13 protein-coding genes and 1 pseudogene are annotated in these 15,515 nt (G+C 72.1%); 8 read left to right on the forward strand and 6 right to left on the reverse strand.

Translation table 11 applies throughout. From position 1 onward, the window contains the following. The first annotated feature begins 5 nt into the window (after nucleotides 1-5). Both AB0D93_RS19790 and argS read left to right on the forward strand, forming a co-directional pair. The gene (locus AB0D93_RS19790) at nucleotides 6-1,184 is read left to right on the forward strand and encodes a DSD1 family PLP-dependent enzyme (RefSeq protein WP_362121143.1); all 1,179 of its coding nucleotides are present in this window, start codon (nucleotides 6-8) and stop codon (nucleotides 1,182-1,184) included. A gap of 59 nt (nucleotides 1,185-1,243) precedes the next feature. After that, nucleotides 1,244-2,905 (forward strand): arginine--tRNA ligase, encoded by a 1,662-nt coding sequence (gene argS, locus AB0D93_RS19795; protein WP_362120961.1) that lies wholly within the window; start codon nucleotides 1,244-1,246, stop codon nucleotides 2,903-2,905. Between the two features lie 203 nt (nucleotides 2,906-3,108). On the opposite strand, the gene AB0D93_RS19800 is transcribed toward argS, so the two are convergent. From AB0D93_RS19800 to AB0D93_RS19810, 3 genes are all read right to left on the reverse strand, one after another. Then, nucleotides 3,109-3,738, reverse strand: a complete 630-nt coding sequence (locus tag AB0D93_RS19800; protein ID WP_362120962.1) for a class I SAM-dependent methyltransferase — start codon at nucleotides 3,736-3,738, stop codon at nucleotides 3,109-3,111. Between the two features lie 257 nt (nucleotides 3,739-3,995). Beyond that, the gene (locus AB0D93_RS19805) at nucleotides 3,996-4,778 is read right to left on the reverse strand and encodes an alpha/beta hydrolase (protein WP_362120963.1); all 783 of its coding nucleotides are present in this window, start codon (nucleotides 4,776-4,778) and stop codon (nucleotides 3,996-3,998) included. Then, nucleotides 4,775-5,299: a cupin domain-containing protein gene (locus AB0D93_RS19810; protein WP_362120964.1), complete on the reverse strand. Its 525-nt coding sequence runs from the start codon at nucleotides 5,297-5,299 to the stop codon at nucleotides 4,775-4,777. The genes AB0D93_RS19805 and AB0D93_RS19810 overlap by 4 nt, the downstream gene beginning before the upstream one ends. Nucleotides 5,300-5,425: 126 nt before the next feature. Between AB0D93_RS19810 and AB0D93_RS19815 the strand changes: the two genes are divergently transcribed. The 5 genes and pseudogenes from AB0D93_RS19815 to AB0D93_RS19835 all read left to right on the forward strand — a co-directional run bounded on the left by AB0D93_RS19815 (nucleotide 5,426) and on the right by AB0D93_RS19835 (nucleotide 10,760). Then, nucleotides 5,426-6,037, forward strand: coding sequence for a TetR/AcrR family transcriptional regulator (locus AB0D93_RS19815; RefSeq protein ID WP_362120965.1), 612 nt, complete (start codon nucleotides 5,426-5,428; stop codon nucleotides 6,035-6,037). A 208-nt stretch (nucleotides 6,038-6,245) separates the two neighbouring features. After that, on the forward strand, nucleotides 6,246-7,910 hold the full coding sequence (locus AB0D93_RS19820; protein WP_362120966.1) for an alkaline phosphatase family protein: 1,665 nt from the start codon (nucleotides 6,246-6,248) through the stop codon (nucleotides 7,908-7,910). Between the two features lie 327 nt (nucleotides 7,911-8,237). Further along, nucleotides 8,238-8,795, forward strand: coding sequence for a lamin tail domain-containing protein (locus AB0D93_RS19825; RefSeq protein WP_362120967.1), 558 nt, complete (start codon nucleotides 8,238-8,240; stop codon nucleotides 8,793-8,795). Between the two features lie 295 nt (nucleotides 8,796-9,090). Next, a pseudogene (locus AB0D93_RS19830) lies at nucleotides 9,091-9,459 on the forward strand (hypothetical protein); the annotation flags it as partial. Between the two features lie 299 nt (nucleotides 9,460-9,758). Beyond that, nucleotides 9,759-10,760 carry a cytochrome c oxidase assembly protein gene (locus AB0D93_RS19835; protein WP_362120968.1) on the forward strand — a complete coding sequence of 334 codons (1,002 nt, stop codon included), beginning with the start codon at nucleotides 9,759-9,761 and terminating at the stop codon, nucleotides 10,758-10,760. Nucleotides 10,761-10,800: 40 nt separating this feature from the next. Here AB0D93_RS19835 and AB0D93_RS19840 read toward each other — a convergent pair whose 3' ends face one another. Next, entirely contained in the window at nucleotides 10,801-12,312 is a 1,512-nt protein-coding gene (locus AB0D93_RS19840; protein ID WP_362120969.1) for an MFS transporter, read from the reverse strand. A gap of 241 nt (nucleotides 12,313-12,553) precedes the next feature. Between AB0D93_RS19840 and AB0D93_RS19845 the strand changes: the two genes are divergently transcribed. Further along, nucleotides 12,554-14,050: an MFS transporter gene (locus tag AB0D93_RS19845; protein ID WP_362120970.1), complete on the forward strand. Its 1,497-nt coding sequence runs from the start codon at nucleotides 12,554-12,556 to the stop codon at nucleotides 14,048-14,050. 56 nt (nucleotides 14,051-14,106) lie between these two features. On the opposite strand, the gene AB0D93_RS19850 is transcribed toward AB0D93_RS19845, so the two are convergent. Next, the gene (locus AB0D93_RS19850) at nucleotides 14,107-14,322 is read right to left on the reverse strand and encodes a hypothetical protein (protein ID WP_362120971.1); all 216 of its coding nucleotides are present in this window, start codon (nucleotides 14,320-14,322) and stop codon (nucleotides 14,107-14,109) included. A gap of 390 nt (nucleotides 14,323-14,712) precedes the next feature. Beyond that, nucleotides 14,713-15,291 carry a TetR/AcrR family transcriptional regulator gene (locus AB0D93_RS19855; protein ID WP_362120972.1) on the reverse strand — a complete coding sequence of 193 codons (579 nt, stop codon included), beginning with the start codon at nucleotides 15,289-15,291 and terminating at the stop codon, nucleotides 14,713-14,715. Nucleotides 15,292-15,515: the final 224 nt, after the last annotated feature.

Raw genomic sequence — 15,515 nt, forward strand, 5'->3', positions numbered from 1 at the left:
CCCTCATGAACACCCGTGAGAGCACCACCCCGTCCAGCCCCGCACGGACCCTGGCCGACCCGGACACCCCGTTCGCCGTCGTCGACGTCCACACCGTGCGGCGCAACGTCGCGCGCCTGAGGGACAGGGCCGACCGGCTCGCGGTCACCCTGCGCCCGCACGTCAAGACCGCCAAGAGTCTCGACGTCGCCGCCCTGCTGCACTCCGGCACGCCCTACCCGGTCACCGTCTCCACCCTGGCGGAGGCCGAGGCCTTCGCCGACGGCGGCTACACCGACATCACCTACGCCGTCGGTATCGACCCCCACAAACTCCCGCGCGTCGTCGCACTGTTGCGTCGCGGTGTCGCCCTGCGCGTCCTGCTGGACAGCGCCGAGCAGGCGTCGTGCGTCGCCGAAGCGTCCCGGCAGGCGGGCATCCCCGTCCCCGCCCAGATCGAGATCGACTGCGACGGCCACCGCGGCGGGCTGAAGCCCGACGACCCCGCCCTCCTCACGATCGGCCGTGTCCTGCACGACGCGGGCTGTCTGGACGGCGTCCTCACGCACGCGGGCGAGTCCTACTTCGCGTACACCGCCGAGGAACAGCGCCTGGCGGCGAAGAACGAACGTGACACCGCCGTCGCCGCCGCCGAGCGGCTGCGCGCGGCCGGCCTGCCCGTGAACGTCGTCAGCGTGGGCTCCACCCCCACCGCCCACGCCGCCGAGGACCTCACCGGCGTCACCGAACTGCGCGCGGGGAACTACGTCTTCTTCGACCTGGTCATGGCCGGTCTCGGCGTCTGCCGGGCCGAGGACATCGCCCTGTCGGTGGTCGTCACCGTCATCGGTCACCGGCCCGAGTGCGGCTGGATCATGACCGACGGCGGCTGGATGGCCATGTCACGCGACCGCGGCACCGCCGCGCAGCCGCAGGACCAGGGCTACGGTCTGGTCACCGACCTCGCCGGCCACCTCGTCCCCGGCCTGGTCATGTCGGCGGCGAGCCAGGAGCACGGCACCCTCACGGCCCGCGACGGCGCCGCCCTCCCCGACCTGCCGGTGGGCACGCGTCTGCGCATCCTGCCCAACCACGCCTGCGCCACGGCCGCCCAGCACCGCGGCTACCACATCGTCGACGGCTCCCGCCCCGGCGGCCCGGCACCCGCGATCGAGGCCTTCTGGGAACGCGTCACCGGCTGGTGAGCACCGGCCCCGCGAAAATCGATGTCAGGGGTGCCGCCGGCTCCGCTAGCGTCGGCGGCATGACTCCAGCAGATCTCGCGGCCGTCGTCTCCGACGGCATCCGCACGGCCATCGCGTCCGGACGCCTCTCGACCGAGGTGCCCCAGGAGATCCACGTGGAGCGCCCCCGCCACCGCGGCCACGGCGACTACTCGACCAACGTCGCCCTGCAACTCGCCAAGCCGGCGGGCCTGCCCGCCCGTGCCGTCGCCGAGGTGCTGGCGCCGCTGGTGAGCGCGGCCGCCGGAGTCGCGAAGGCGGAGGTCGCCGGGCCCGGATTCCTGAACATCACCCTCGAAAGCGCGGCGATCGGCGCCCTGGCCCGGGACATCGTCCTGGCCGGTGCGGCCTACGGCCGCTCCGACCGGCTGGGCGGCCTGCGGCTCAACCTGGAGTTCGTCTCCGCCAATCCCACCGGCCCGGTGCACATCGGCGGAGCCCGCTGGGCCGTCGTCGGGGACGTCCTCGCCCGGCTGCTCGAGGCCGCGGGCGCGGACGTGTCGCGGGAGTACTACTTCAACGACGCCGGCGTGCAGATCGACCGCTTCGTCCGCTCACTGCTGGCCGCGGCGCACGGCTCGCCGGTGCCCGACGACGGCTACAGCGGCGCGTACGTCGAGGAGATCGCGGCCGCCGTGCTGCGTCGGCGGCCCGGCGCCCTGGACCTGCCGGAGAGCGAGCGCTACGCCGTGTTCCGGGCCGAGGGCACCCAGCTGATGTTCACCGAGATCAAGACGTCGCTCGCCGCGTTCGGAACGCACTTCGACACCTACTTCAACGAGAAGGACCTGCACGACCGGGGCGACCTGGACGCGGCCGTCGCGCGGCTGCGCGAGGGCGGCCACGTCTTCGAGGACGAGGGCGCGGTATGGCTGCGCACCACGGACTTCGGCGACGACAAGGACCGGGTCCTGGTCAAGAGCGACGGCACGTGGACGTACTTCACCGCGGACTGCGCGTACTACCTGAACAAGCGGTCCCGGGGCTTCGAACGGGTCGTCATCATGCTCGGCGCCGACCACGCGGGCTACGTCGGCCGGATGCGGGCCATGGCGGCCTGCTTCGGCGACGATCCGGACCGGCACCTGGAGATCCTCATCGGTCAGCTGGTCAACCTGGTCAAGGACGGCAGGCCGGTCCGGATGAGCAAGCGGGCGGGTACGGTGCTCACCCTCGACGACCTCACCGAGGCGGTCGGCGTCGACGCCGCGCGGTACGCGCTGGCGCGGGCCAGCGTGGACGCGATGATCGACCTCGACATCGACCTGCTGACCCGTCAGTCGAACGACAACCCGGTCTACTACGTCCAGTACGCGCACACCCGGCCCTGTTCCGTCCTGCGCAGGGCGGCGGAAGCCGGGATCGGCAAGGGCGCCCCGGAGGACTTCGACCCCGCCCTGCTCACCCACGGGCGGGAGGTGGACCTGCTCGGGGTGCTGGCTGAGTTCCCGCAGGTGGTGGCCACCGCGGCCACGCTCCGCGAGCCGCACCGGGTGGCGTACTACCTGGAGGCGCTGGCCGGCACGTACCACCGCTTCTACGACGCCTGCCGGGTCCTGCCGCGGACCGGCGAGGCACCGGACGCCCGTACCCGGGCCAGGCTGTGGCTGACGGAGGCGAGCCGACTGGTGCTGCACAACGGCCTGCAGTTGCTCGGGGTCTCGGCACCGGAACGGATGTAGGCGCGTCCGGCAGGGGCCGCCGGCCCGGTGGTGGCGCGATCCGCGCTACCGGCCGGCGGTCTTCGGCCCGTTCAACCGGCGCGCGGCCGCGACGACGGCCGAGCGGTGCAGCAGCAGAGGGGGAGCGGGCGCGTCCCTACAGCGGCCGGAACAGCCCCGGCGGCAAGGTGCGTTCCGGGCCCCGGACTCCTGCTCCTGTGCTCCTAAGGGAGCCGGAGGCCCAGATAGGTCCAGGACACGCCCGGACGGTTGTGCGGGTCCTCGCGCCGGGCGTGGTGGAGGACGTCCAGGCCGTGCCTGCGGGCGAGGTCGATCGTCTCCTGCGCCGTGACGGGGAACATGCGCCGGCCGACCGGTACCGGACCGTGGCGCAGCGAAAGTATGATCCGGCCGCCGGGAGCCAGCAGGCCGGCCAGGCGGGCCATGGACGAGGCGCGCTGTCCCTCGTCGAGATGCATCCAGACCGCCGTGAGCAGGATCAGGTCGAAGCGGCTCTCCGCGGCCGTCAGGCCGGGCAGTTCGGGCAGCGCGTCGTCGGTCCAGGTGATCTGCTGGTCGGCGTGGAGGCGCCGGCCCAGCAGGCGCAGTTCGACGGTGGGCTCGGCGGCGACGACCCGGTGCCCCCGGGCGGCCAGCGCCGCGGCGTCCCGCCCGCTGCCCGCCCCGATGTCCAGCACCACGCTCGGCCGTGCGGGGAACAGGTGCAGCACCTCACGGTGCACCTCGGCGAAGGTCACGCTCTCGTACTGCTCGGCCAGCGCCTCGGCCGCCGCACCGTATCCCGCGGTGCTGTCCATACCCCGCAACTGCTCCCGCGTCGTGTCGCTGTTCATGGGCGCGACCCTATGGCACCCCTCAGCATCGCCGCCCGAACCAGGGCGGCATGGCGGGACTTGGCAGTCACGTGTCCTCGGCAGCCGGGGTCGGGACTTACCGGACTCGCTGTCCCCCGTGATGAGCAGGCGGTGGCCCCTCCTCCACCTGCGCAGCCGGCCCGGCGACCAGCTGCCCCGGGCAGCCGACTGAACCGGCGGCGGATCAGGGCCGGCGAGGACCGAGGTCAGCGGCCCGGCTCCGGCGTGGCGGAGTCCTATGCTGCGGCGAACTCCCAGACCGCACTCAGAAGTTCGGCCGGAGTCTCGATCTGAGGCAGGTGGCCGCTGCGGGGGATCGGCGTGAACCGGGCGTCGGGTATGGCTTCCGCGAAGGCGCGCCCGTACTCGGTGTCGACGACCCGGTCGCTCGCGCCCCATACGACGAGGGTGGGGTGCGACACCTTGGCCAGGCGCTCGCGGAGGGTGGGATCCTGCATGGCGTGGGGGCCCGAGTAGACCGCCAGCGCGGCGCGGTTGGCGGTCATCACCGCCTGCGCGCCCGGGGGGAGGGCCGTGGGATCGACGGCGAACTTCGCGGGGTCGTGGAAGGCGAGAGCGGACAGCTCGGCAGGGGTCAGGGAGTGCGGGTCGGCGACAGGGTGGCCGGGAACCAGGATGCCGGCGGCGTTGACGAGGACGACCCCCCTGATCCGGTCGCTGCCGAGCAGGGCCATCTCGGCGGCGATCCAGCCGCCGATGGAGTTGCCGACGACGGTCACGTCCGAGAGTCCGAGTTCGCCGAGGAGTTGCTCGTAGACCCGGGCGAGCGTGCCGATGTCGGTGCACCAGTCGGGCCGTACGGTCCCGCCGAAGCCCGGGTGGACGGGGGTGACGACCCTGGCCGGGCGCTGCTCGGCGAGCCGGTCGGCGAACGGGCCGACGGTCTGCGGACCACCGCCACCGTGCAGCAGGAGGAAGGAGCGTCCGTCGCCCTGGTCGTCGAGGGTGAGGTCGAGGTTGCCGGAGGCGAGGGTGAGGGTATGGACGGTGCTGGTCATCGGGGGTCTCCATGCGTGCCGTGGTCGGGGAGGACGGGCCGGCCGCCGGGCGAAGCCGGTGGCGGGGCGAAGTCGGTGGCGGGAACGGTCGCGTACCGGCTCATCACGACGGCGGTCGACTCGGGAGTCAGCTCCTGTCCGCCGGCGATCATGTCCCGCAGGTCGCGGAAGTACTGCACGTAAAGGTCGGGCGTGAAGGTGTTCAGCAAGACCGCCGGCTCGTCGCCGGGGTTGGCGAACGTGTGCGGGGCGCCGGGCGGGATCATGGCGAGCGTGCCGGCCGGTGCGACGTGGGTGGTGTCCCCGACGGTGAAGTGCACGGTGCCGGAGACGACGTAGAAGCCCTCGTCGTGCCGGGCGTGACGGTGCTGCGGTGGCCCCTGGGTGTGCGGGGCGAGGGTGATCTCGCCGATTCCGAGCCGGTGTTGAGTGGTGCTCCCGTCTTCGAGGATGCGCATCTGTGTGGGCCCCAGACGGATCGTCTCGCCGCCCTGCGGACCGACGAGAGAGACCTCGGCCATCACGGACCTCCTTCATGAGAGCTGGCTCTCATGAATCTAGAGGGATGAAACGCATCATGCAAGTGAACTCTCATGAAGAGGGCTGACTAGTATCATGGGCTCGGAGCGACGGAGGAGGGCCCCACGATGGACACGCAGCCCGGCGCGGGCCGCATCAACCAGAAGAAGCGCACGCGCAGGGCGATCGTCGAGGCCGCCCGGGACCTCATCGGCACGGGCGCCGATGTGACCATGCCCGCGATCGCCCGCGCGGCCCTGGTGTCCGAGGCGACCGCCTACCGGTACTTCCCGGATCTCCCCTCCTTGATCAGCGAGGCCCTGGCCGGCACCTGGCCGGCCCCCGCCGACGCCCTGCGGCCGGTGGCGGACTCGGCCGATCCCGTCGAACGCGTCGCCTGCGCCTGCGAGTTCCTGTTGCGGGGCATACTCGCCCGCCAGGGCGCGGTGCGCGCGATGATCGCCGCCACCGTCACCCGCCCCGAATCGGTGAAGGCGCGCCCGGGCATCCGCTTCGGCCTGATCGACCACGCGCTCGAACCGCTGAAGGGCACACTGCGGGCGGCGGACCTCGACGCCTTCACCCAGCTCGAACGGGACCTCGCGGTCGTCGTCAGCGCGGAGGCCCTGTTCTCCCTCACCGACCTGTGCGGCCTCACCCCCGACGAGGCGGTCGCCAGTGCCGTACGCACTGCCACGACCCTGACGGAGGCGGCGCTGCGTGCGATCCGGCGCGAGTGACCGGCACCGCCGGACGGGCACGCCCGGGAGCGAGTGCCTCCAGCCGCCACGCGTGAGCGGCCGTCAGGAGGCCCGAGTCTTTGCATGATCCCGTGCGTTTCTTGGGCTGGACGCGACATGTCGGCCCGCCTGCGTACATGTTCTGGCCCTCGGATGTCGGTGCACGACTCGCATGCTCGTGCCGACTCCCACAGTCCGAGGAGAAGCCATGTCCCGACGTCCGGCCCACCCCGCACGTTCCGTCACGGCGGCAGCGGCCGCCCTGGCCGCGGTCGGTGCGCTCACCGCGGTGGCCGCGCCCGCCTCGGCGCACGTCCCCGCACACCCGAGCCCCGCTGCCCGGCACGTCCTGCTGCTGTCCGTCGACGGTCTGCACCAGTCCGACCTCGCCTGGTACGTCGCCCGCCATCCCCGCTCTGCGCTCGCCGCCCTCACCGCCGGCGGCGTGGAGTACACCCACGCGGCCACCACCAACCCCTCCGACTCCTTCCCGGGCATGGTCGGCCAGGTCACCGGCGGCGACCCGGGCACCACGGGCGTCTACTACGACGACACCTACGACTCCGCCCTCCTGCCCGCCGGTACGACCCACTGCACCGGCGCGAAGCCCGGCGCCGAGGTCGACCTCACCGAGGACCTGGACGAGAACAAGGACTCCCTGGACGCCGGACAGGGCCTGAGCGGCCTGCCCGGCAGCATTCTGCGGATGACCGGTGATCCCACCGGCCTCATCGACCCGTCCAGGCTCCCGGTCGACCCGAAGACCTGCAGAGCGGTCTACCCACACTCGTACCTGCGGGTCAACACCGTCTTCGACGTGGTCCGCACGGCCGGCCTGCGCACCGCGTGGTCCGACAAGCACGCCGCCTACGACATCCTCAACGGCCCCTCCGGCAAGGGCGTCCAGGACCTGTTCGCGCCGGAGATCAACAGCAAGGCCGTCGGCTACGACGCGGGCGACTGGACGAAGGACAACGCCGCGACCGAGCAGTACGACGGCTACAAGGTGCGGGCCGTCCTCAACGAGATCGACGGCTACGACCACGGCCGTACCCGCGAGGTGGGCACACCGGCGGTGTTCGGCATGAACTTCCAGTCCGTCTCGACGGCCCAGAAGCTGCCCGCCTCCGACGGCATGACGGGTGGTTACCGGGCCAAGGGCGTACCCGGGCCCCTGCTGGAGAAGAACCTCGACTTCGTCGACCAGCAGATCGGCGCGTTCCTGACCGAACTTCGCGCACGCCACCTCGCCGACGACACCACGGTCATCCTGTCCGCCAAGCACGGACAGTCGCCCACCGACCCCCGGGCGCTGACCCGCATCGACGACGGTCCGCTGCTCGACGGCCTCAACGCCGCCTGGAAGAGCGCCCATCCGGGCTCCGGCGACCTCGTCGCCCACGCGGTCGACGACGACGCCATGCTCATCTGGCTCACCGACCGCTCGAGGGCCGCCACCGACTTCGCCAAGGCCTATCTGCTCGCCCGGTCCGGCACGGGCAACGACATCGACGGCAACGCCAGGCCGTTCACCGCGAGCGGCCTGAAGTCCCTCTATGCGGGCGCGGGCGCCGCCCGGTACTTCCACGCCCGGCCGGGCGACTCCCGTGTGCCCGACCTGGTGGGCGTCACCCAGTACGGCGTCGTCTACACCGGCGGCAAGGGCAAGATCGCCGAGCACGGCGGCGCCCACGCCGACGACCTCGACGTGCCGCTCGTCGTCTCCGGCGCCGGCGCCCCGCGCGGCGTACGCGTCGACGGGCCCGTGCACACCACGCAGATCGCCCCGACGATCCTGCGGCTGCTGGGCCTCGACCCGCAGGACCTGGACGCCGTCCGTATCGAGCACACCAGCGCCCTCCCCGCGCACTGACCCTCGGCTCTCCCCGCGTCGCTCATGTGGCTGCTCCGGTTGGCGTAGCGGTCCGTTACCCACTTTCGGGTGGCTGCATGAGCATCGGGTGGGGTGGCGCGACCTGGCGGTTGGTTGCCTCGGGCTTGTGTTTTCAAGCGGGCATAGGCCTGATAGAGGCTCAGAGTCCAGCATTCAGGACATAAATGGTCATTGCATGTGAGAGTCATGGATTTATGCAGGATCCGTAATGCCATGCGCGCTTCGCCCACAAAAACGGGCGCAGGTTGGAGGGTGTGGCTGTGCGGCCGACCGGCCGCCGACTCGCGCATCGCGAAGGGGGACCTCGTGTCCGTTTCTTCTTCCGTCCGCCGTGCGACCGCCGTCGCCGCCGTGGCCGCCGCCACGGTGGGCGCTGTGGCGCTCCCCGCCGCTGCCTCCGACCACCAGCCGGGCCACATGCGGCACGGAGTGGTGTACATCAGCGGCGTACAGCACGCCTGGCAGGACCGCGGCGACCGGTCCAACCGCTCCCTGAACAGGCAGTGGGTGGACGTCACCAACAGCTCCCGCCGGGCGATGAACCTGGACAGCTGGACGCTGTCCGACCGGAACGGCCACACCTACACCTTCCACCACACCCTGCTCAGGGGCCGGGCCACCGTCCGCGTCCACACCGGTTTCGGCCGGGACACCAGGACCGACGTCTACCAGGACCGGCGGGCGCGCGTGTGGGACGTCAACGCCGACACCGCGATCCTGCGCGACGACCGCGGCCGCCTCGTCGACTCCTTCTCCTGGAGCCAGAGCCACCGCAATGAGGGCGCCGGCCGGCACCACGCCGGCTACCCGCACGGCGCCTGGCACGTCCACCACGGCGACCACGTCCGCGGCCGCCTGCACTGACACCGGCCCGCGGCGCACGCCGCGGGTGCACCCCCGCCGACACTTCTGAAAGGGCCCGGCCCCGGACGGCCTCCTCGCCGACCGGGACCGGGCCCTTTCCCGTGCCAGGAACCGGACACCGACGGACGCCGCACCCCTCACCGCGGGAGCCTGGTCCCGTGCTCACACGCGCCTGGCCGACCCTGTGCGGCGGGCGTAACCCCTGCTGATCGGGCTCGGAGACACCCGCGTAATGAGCGGTTCGTACGGTCACGAAGGGTGGGATCGGGTCGAGCACAGGAGAGGGGAGGCGCCCGTGGCCGCGCCGGGCTCGCGGAGTGAGGACACGACGAAGGTGCGCACGGTCTGCTCGTACTGCGGCGTGGGCTGCGGCATCGTCCTCGACGTCGGCAGGGGACCGGACGGGCGCCGTACGGTCCTGAGGGTGAGCGGCGACAAGGGGCACCCGGCGAACTTCGGCCGGCTGTGCACCAAGGGCGCCACCACCGCCGACATGCTCGCCGCCCCGGGCCGGCTGACCACGGCCCTCGTCCGGCCGGACCGCGGTGAGGAACCGCAGCCCGCCCGCCTGGCGGCCGCGACCGCGGTCGCCGAGACCGCCCGCCGACTGCGCGCGATCATCGACGAGCACGGCCCCGACGCGGTCGCCCTGTACGTCTCCGGCGTGGCCAAGGACGTCGACCGGGCCCTCCACGAGATCGCCGTCGTCCACGGCGGCCTGGACGAGGCGCGGGCGGCCGCGTACGTCAAGCAGCCCGCCGCCGAGAAGAGGTACGTACGGGACGTGTACTGACCCGGGCCGTACCGGCGTCGGTCCAGCTCGATCCCCGGATTTCACCCCGGCGTGCAGTACCCCGATGCCCGCCTTCGAGCCGCGGGGGACTAGCGTCGTCCCGGCACGGAGCCGCGCCGCATCCTCCGTGTCGAGTCGAAGGAGGACGAACTGCGATGCATGGTCACGCGATGACCGGACTGTCGGCCGGTCAGCTCCCGGAGCTGACCACGGGGCGCCTGCTGGCCACCTGGCACCTGGACGTCCCCGCGCTGCTGCTGGTCATCGCCCTGGGCGCGCTCTACGGCCGGGGCGTCGCTCGGCTGCGCAAGCGCGGCGAGCCCTGGCCGCCCGCCCGCGCCCTCGCGTTCGCGCTGCTCGGCCTGGGCGCGCTGGTGGTGGCCACGATGTCCGGGCTGGCCGTCTACGACCACGTGCTGTTCTGGCCGGCCGCCGTGCAGAACATCCTCCTCGATCTCGTCGCACCCCTGGGCCTCGCCCTGGGCGACCCGTTGCGGCTCGCCGTCGAGGCCCTGCCGGAGGACTCCGCCGCACGAGTGCGCCGCGCCATGACCGGCCGTCTGGTGCGCGTGCTGACGTTCCCCCTGGTCAGTACGGCCCTGGTGCTGGCCACCGAGCTCACGGTGTACTTCACGCCGTACTTCGAGACCGCCCTGCGCGTGGGCTGGCTGCACGAGCTGATGTATCTGCACCTGCTCGTGGCCGGCTGCCTCTTCGTCGTACCGGTGCTGACCCACGAGGAGGCGCTGCCCGCCTGGTGCACCCACCCGGTGCGGGCCGCACTGGTCTTCCTGGACGGCATCGTCGACGCGGTCCCGGGAGTGGTGGTCATGACGCACGGCACCCTGATCGCGGGCGCCTGGTACCTGCACCACGCGCCGGGCTGGTCCCCGGACGTCCAGCACGACCAGCAGATCGGCGGCGGGGCGATGCTCAGCATCGCCGAACTGGTCGCGTTGCCCTTCCTGCTGGCGCTGCTCTACCAGTGGGCGCGCGCGGAGCGGGTCCAGACCGCGGCCCTCGACCGCCGCCTGGACGCGGAACTCGCACCCGCCGCCGCGCCTACCCCGGACCAGTCCCAGGCACCGTCTCCCGAGCGGGTACGTCCCTGGTGGGAGACCGAACAGAACGAGGTGGCCGCGCGGATCCGGAGCCAGCACCGGGAGAGGTGACCCGATCGGCGGCGCAGGGAAACGAGACGTGAGCGGCCGGTCAGGTCTGCCGGGAGTGCATCGGGTTGTTGGCGACCTCGTCCGGGCACTTCCGGCGCCGCGGCCGCGTCCGGCTGTCGCGCCGCCAGTCGGACAGGGCGAGGGCCAGCGATGCCGTCATGCCGACGAGGGCGGCGCCCAGCGCGGTGACGAGGGCGCCGCGGTAGTCGTGGCTCCTGCCGAGCACGAGGTAGAAGAGGCCGGGCAGCGCGGCCGTGCCCACCGCGGCCCCGAGCCGCTGCCCCGTCTGCAGGGCGCCGCCCGCGGCGCCCGCCATGCGGACGGGGACGTCCCGCAGGGTCATGGTGATGTTGGGGGAGACCACGAAGCCGCCTCCGACGCCCCCCAGGAACAGGACGGGGGCGGCGAGCCAGGGCGCGATGCCGAGCGGCGCGAAGCGGAGCAGCAGCGCGGTCGCGCCCAGGCCGACGATCACCCCCGTCAGGCCACAGACGGTGAGCAGACGGCCGTACCGGTCCACCAGCCGGCCGGCGACCACGGCCGCGCCCGCCGAGCCGAGGGCGAACGGGGTCACGGCGAGCCCCGACCGTAGCGGGGAGAAACCCAGGCCGTGCTGGTAGAAGAGGGCGAAGACCAGCCAGACGCCGCTGAAGCCGATGAAGTACAGCGTGCCCACGCCGGCGCCCACGGCGTATCCGCGCACGGTGGAGAACAGACGCGGGTCGAGCAGCGGCTGCGCGCCCCGGGCGACGAGGCGGCGCTGCCACCGGGTGAAGACGACGAGGACGGCCACGCCGGCGAGGAACAGCCACCACAGACTGCCGATGCCGCCGGAGTCCGCATGGACCAGCGGGAACATCAGCGCGAGCACGCCGAGGCCGAGGAGCAGCACACCGGGCAGGTCCACGCGACCCCGTCCGGACCGGCGGGTGCGGGGCAGCAGGCGGCGGCCGAGCAGAACGGCGACCACACCGATGGGCACGTTGACGTAGAAGATCCACCGCCAGCCCTGCTCGCCCGAGGCCAGCGCGAGAATGGCGCCGCCGGTGAGGGGTCCGGCGGCGGAGGAGATGCCGACGGTGGTGCCGAAGAGACCGAAGGCGCGGCCGCGTTCGGCGCCGCGGAACAGCTGCTGGATCAGCGCGGAGTTCTGCGGGGCCATGAAGCCGGCCGCCAGCCCCTGGGCGAGGCGGGCCACCACCAGCAGCGTGATGTCGGGAGCCGCCCCGCATGCCGCGCTGAAGAGCACGAAACAGGTGAGGGCCAGCAGGAAGATGCGGCGCCGGTCCAGGGCGTCGCCCAGGCGGCCGGCGGTGACGAGCGCGAGGGCGAAGGTGAGGGCGTAGCCGGAGACCACCCACTGGACCTGGGCGGGGGAGGCGTGCAGATCCCGTTGGATGGTGGGCAGGGCGACCGCGACGATCGTCACGTCCAGCAGGCTCATGAAGCCGGCCACCAAAGTGACCCACAGGGCCCGCCACCGCTGCGGATCCGGCTCGTACCCGTCCTCCTGGACGTCCGGGTTCCGGCCGCTCGCCGCTGACGTCGTCACCTGGGCTCCTCTCAGCAGGACCCACCCGGATCACGGGGACCCGACCCGGGCGGACCAAGTTCCCGCACCGCGGCATGAGCACACACCACAGACTGCGACCGGCCCTCTCCCGGGAGGAAGTCCTGCCCGGACAGCGGCCCTGATCGTCACCCGCGGTAGCCGGACGGGCGCGGCAGGGAGTTCGTTTGAGCGCGCGAGAACGGTGCACATGTGGGGCAGGGCCGGCGAAGGGAACACCGTCATGGCGGCGACCGACCACGACGAGTCGGCGGACCCCGGTGCGGTGAGACGCCACCGGGCGCTGTTCCGTGCGATCGAAAGACGACGTCACCCGAGGCTGCGCCGCAGCGACATCACGGTCACCGACGAGGCCGCGGTCAGACGCGCCACCAAGGCCGCCGCGCTCGGCAACGCGATGGAGTGGTACGACTTCGGCATCTACAGCTATCTCGCCGCGACCCTCGGAAAGGTCTTCTTCCCCTCGGGGAGCGACACCGCCCAGCTGCTCAGCTCGTTCGCGACCTTCGCGGTGGCCTTCCTCGTGCGCCCCGTGGGCGGCATGGTCCTGGGGCCGCTCGGCGACAAGGTCGGCCGCCGGCGCATCCTGTCCGTCACCATCCTCATGATGGCGGTGGGGACGTTCGCCATCGGTCTGATCCCCTCCCATGCCGCCATCGGCCTGTGGGCTCCGGGCTTGTTGATCTTCTTCCGGCTGGTCCAGGGCTTCTCCACCGGCGGGGAGTACGGGGGCGCCTCGACCTTCATCGCGGAGTACGCGCCCGACAAGCGCCGCGGGTACTACGGCAGCTTCCTCGAACTGGGCACGCTCGCCGGCTACGTCACGGCCTCCGGCCTGGTCGTCGTCCTCAGCAGTGTCCTCAGCGCGGAGCAGATGCTGGGCTGGGGCTGGCGGATCCCCTTCCTGCTCGCGGCCCCGCTCGGTTTCATCGGTCTGTATCTGCGGCTCAGGCTGGACGAGACGCCCGCCTTCCAGAAGCTGGAGGGCGGCCACGTCACGCCGAGCGAGGCCGCCGACGACGTCGAGACCTCGGCCGCCGCCGACCTGGGGAAGATCTTCACCCGCTACTGGCGGGCGCTGCTGCTGTGCCTCGCGCTCGTGGCGGCGTACAACATCACCGACTACATGCTGCTGTCGTACATGCCGACGTACCTGTCCGACGAGCTCGGCTACGGCACCGACCACGGGCTGCTGATCCTGCTGATCGTGATGGTCGTCCAGATGTGCGTCATCAACCAGGTCGGACGGCTCTCGGACCGCTTCGGGCGCAAGCCGCTGCTGATGGCGGGAATGCTCGGTTTTCTCTTCCTTTCCGTGCCGTCCTTCCTCCTCATCCGGCAGGGCGGCGTCCTGCTCATCGCCTTCGGACTGATCCTGATGGGGCTTTCCCTGGTGGCGATGCTCGGCACGATGTCGGCGGCGCTGCCGGCGATCTTCCCCACCCACGTCCGCTACGGCTCCCTCTCGGTCGCCTACAACGTCGCCACATCGGTCTTCGGCGGCACGACTCCCTTGGTGATCACTGCTCTGATCAGCGTCTTCAACACCAGTCTCATGCCGGCCTACTACTCCACGGCCGCCGCCGTCGTGGGCGTGGTGGCCGTCCTGTGCATGAGGGAAACGGCCAACGAACCCCTGCCCGGGTCCCCGCCCGCGGTCGCGACGGAAGAAGAGGCCGCCGCACTCGTGAGGGTCCGGTCCCCCGTCCCGGGGTCCTGAACACGGTCGCGCGGAAAACGCCTTTCGCGCGGGTGATCCGTCGCAGGGGAGGATCCCTAGCGGGTCTCGCGCTCCAGGACCCTGCGGGCTGCCTCGGCCTCCGCCGCCGGCGGGGACAGCTCGTCGAGGGTGTCGAGCTCGTCGTCCGCTTCCAGTTCCCGTTCCCAGGCCGCCGCGAGCTGTTCCTGCTCCGCGCGCGGCTTGGCGCCGATCGCGTCCCGGTGTTCCGGGTCCAGGGCCGCCAGGAATCGTCCGACCGAATCCGTCGGCATACCGTGCTCCTTGTCGCAGGGAAGGACGAGTGCCACTCCTGGCCCAGGATGGCCAAGGGCGACCCGCGCCGGCCGCACGACACCGCGTGGGAACACCCTGATGGCCCCGCCGCTCACCCCGCCTGGGGGCGACGCCCGCCTGCCTCGGGAGAGCCTCCCGCGCAGGGTCCGGGCCCCGTTCCCGCATGGTCGAAAGGTTGCCGACCCCGTCGCCAGGACACGGGCGGCGGCGCCGGTGGCGGCCCGCCGACGCGGCCCGAGCGAAACCGGACGCGCCGAGTGCGGCGCGGTCGTGCCGGGATCGTCAGCCGAAGCGAGCGCGGAATGCCGGCGGTGCGTACGGCGCGGTGGCACGTACCGGACTCGACGCCGTGCCCTCGGCGGGGGTGCTCAGCGCCCGGGCGCCGTCGTTCGCAGGCCGTCCATGACCAGGTCGAGGAGCCGGGCGGCGCGCGGCTGCCAGTCGTCGTACGCGTCGAGCTGCCACAGGCCCGCGATGGCCAGCATGAAGTCGTCCGTGGTGACTCCTGGCCGGATCGTGCCGGCTTCGTCGTTGGCGCGGAGCAGGAGTTCCGCCGCCGACGTGACGGGTGTGGGGGGCGGCTTCGCCGGGCCGCCCGGGACGCTGGTCACCTGCCGGATCGCGTCGGCCATTCCGGCCTTGGCCATGGCGAACTGGGCCAGCCGGTCCATCCAGGCCCGCAGGGCCTCGTCGGGTGCCCGGCTGGCGAGCAGGTGCGCGGCGGCGTCGGCGACCTGCTGCATCTCGTGGCGGTAGATCTCGAGGACGAGGGACTCGCGGTTGGGGAAGTTGCGGTAGAACGTGCCCTGTCCGACGCCCGCCTTCTTGGCGATCACGCTCAGCGGGACGTCGGCGCACCGGGACAGTTCGGCGAGTGCCACGTCGAGGATGCGCTCGCGGTTGCGCTGCGCGTCCGAGCGCCGGGGTGTGTCCTTGTGCTGCGGCACTCGGTCCTCCTCGAGAGTTCGTGGCCGAACCTCGCCCTTGCTAAGCGGACAGTTGTCCGTTACGTTTCCAGGTAGCGGACAGCTGTCCGCTTATGTCCACCATAGCCGTGAACGCGGCCCCGCGGCAGTCGCCGGCTGCCGTTGTCCGGTCCCGGAACACCGCACGTTCGCTTCGCCGTCGCGGCGCAGGCCCGCACGATCTCCGCGCAGCGCTCCACTCCGGC

The sequence above is a fragment of the Streptomyces sp. NPDC048191 genome (genome assembly GCF_040652655.1).
Taxonomy (GTDB): Bacteria; Actinomycetota; Actinomycetes; order Streptomycetales; family Streptomycetaceae; genus Streptomyces.

Bases quoted from the DNA above. Each gene is read 5' to 3' on its own strand.
- AB0D93_RS19790 (WP_362121143.1), top strand. From the start codon at position 6: ATGAACACCCGTGAGAGCACCACCCCGTCCAGCCCCGCACGGACCCTG.
- argS (WP_362120961.1), top strand. From the start codon at position 1,244: ATGACTCCAGCAGATCTCGCGGCCGTCGTCTCCGACGGCATCCGCACG.
- AB0D93_RS19800 (WP_362120962.1), bottom strand. From the start codon at position 3,738: ATGAACAGCGACACGACGCGGGAGCAGTTGCGGGGTATGGACAGCACC.
- AB0D93_RS19805 (WP_362120963.1), bottom strand. From the start codon at position 4,778: ATGACCAGCACCGTCCATACCCTCACCCTCGCCTCCGGCAACCTCGAC.
- AB0D93_RS19810 (WP_362120964.1), bottom strand. From the start codon at position 5,299: ATGGCCGAGGTCTCTCTCGTCGGTCCGCAGGGCGGCGAGACGATCCGT.
- AB0D93_RS19815 (WP_362120965.1), top strand. From the start codon at position 5,426: ATGGACACGCAGCCCGGCGCGGGCCGCATCAACCAGAAGAAGCGCACG.
- AB0D93_RS19820 (WP_362120966.1), top strand. From the start codon at position 6,246: ATGTCCCGACGTCCGGCCCACCCCGCACGTTCCGTCACGGCGGCAGCG.
- AB0D93_RS19835 (WP_362120968.1), top strand. From the start codon at position 9,759: ATGACCGGACTGTCGGCCGGTCAGCTCCCGGAGCTGACCACGGGGCGC.
- AB0D93_RS19845 (WP_362120970.1), top strand. From the start codon at position 12,554: ATGGCGGCGACCGACCACGACGAGTCGGCGGACCCCGGTGCGGTGAGA.
- AB0D93_RS19850 (WP_362120971.1), bottom strand. From the start codon at position 14,322: ATGCCGACGGATTCGGTCGGACGATTCCTGGCGGCCCTGGACCCGGAA.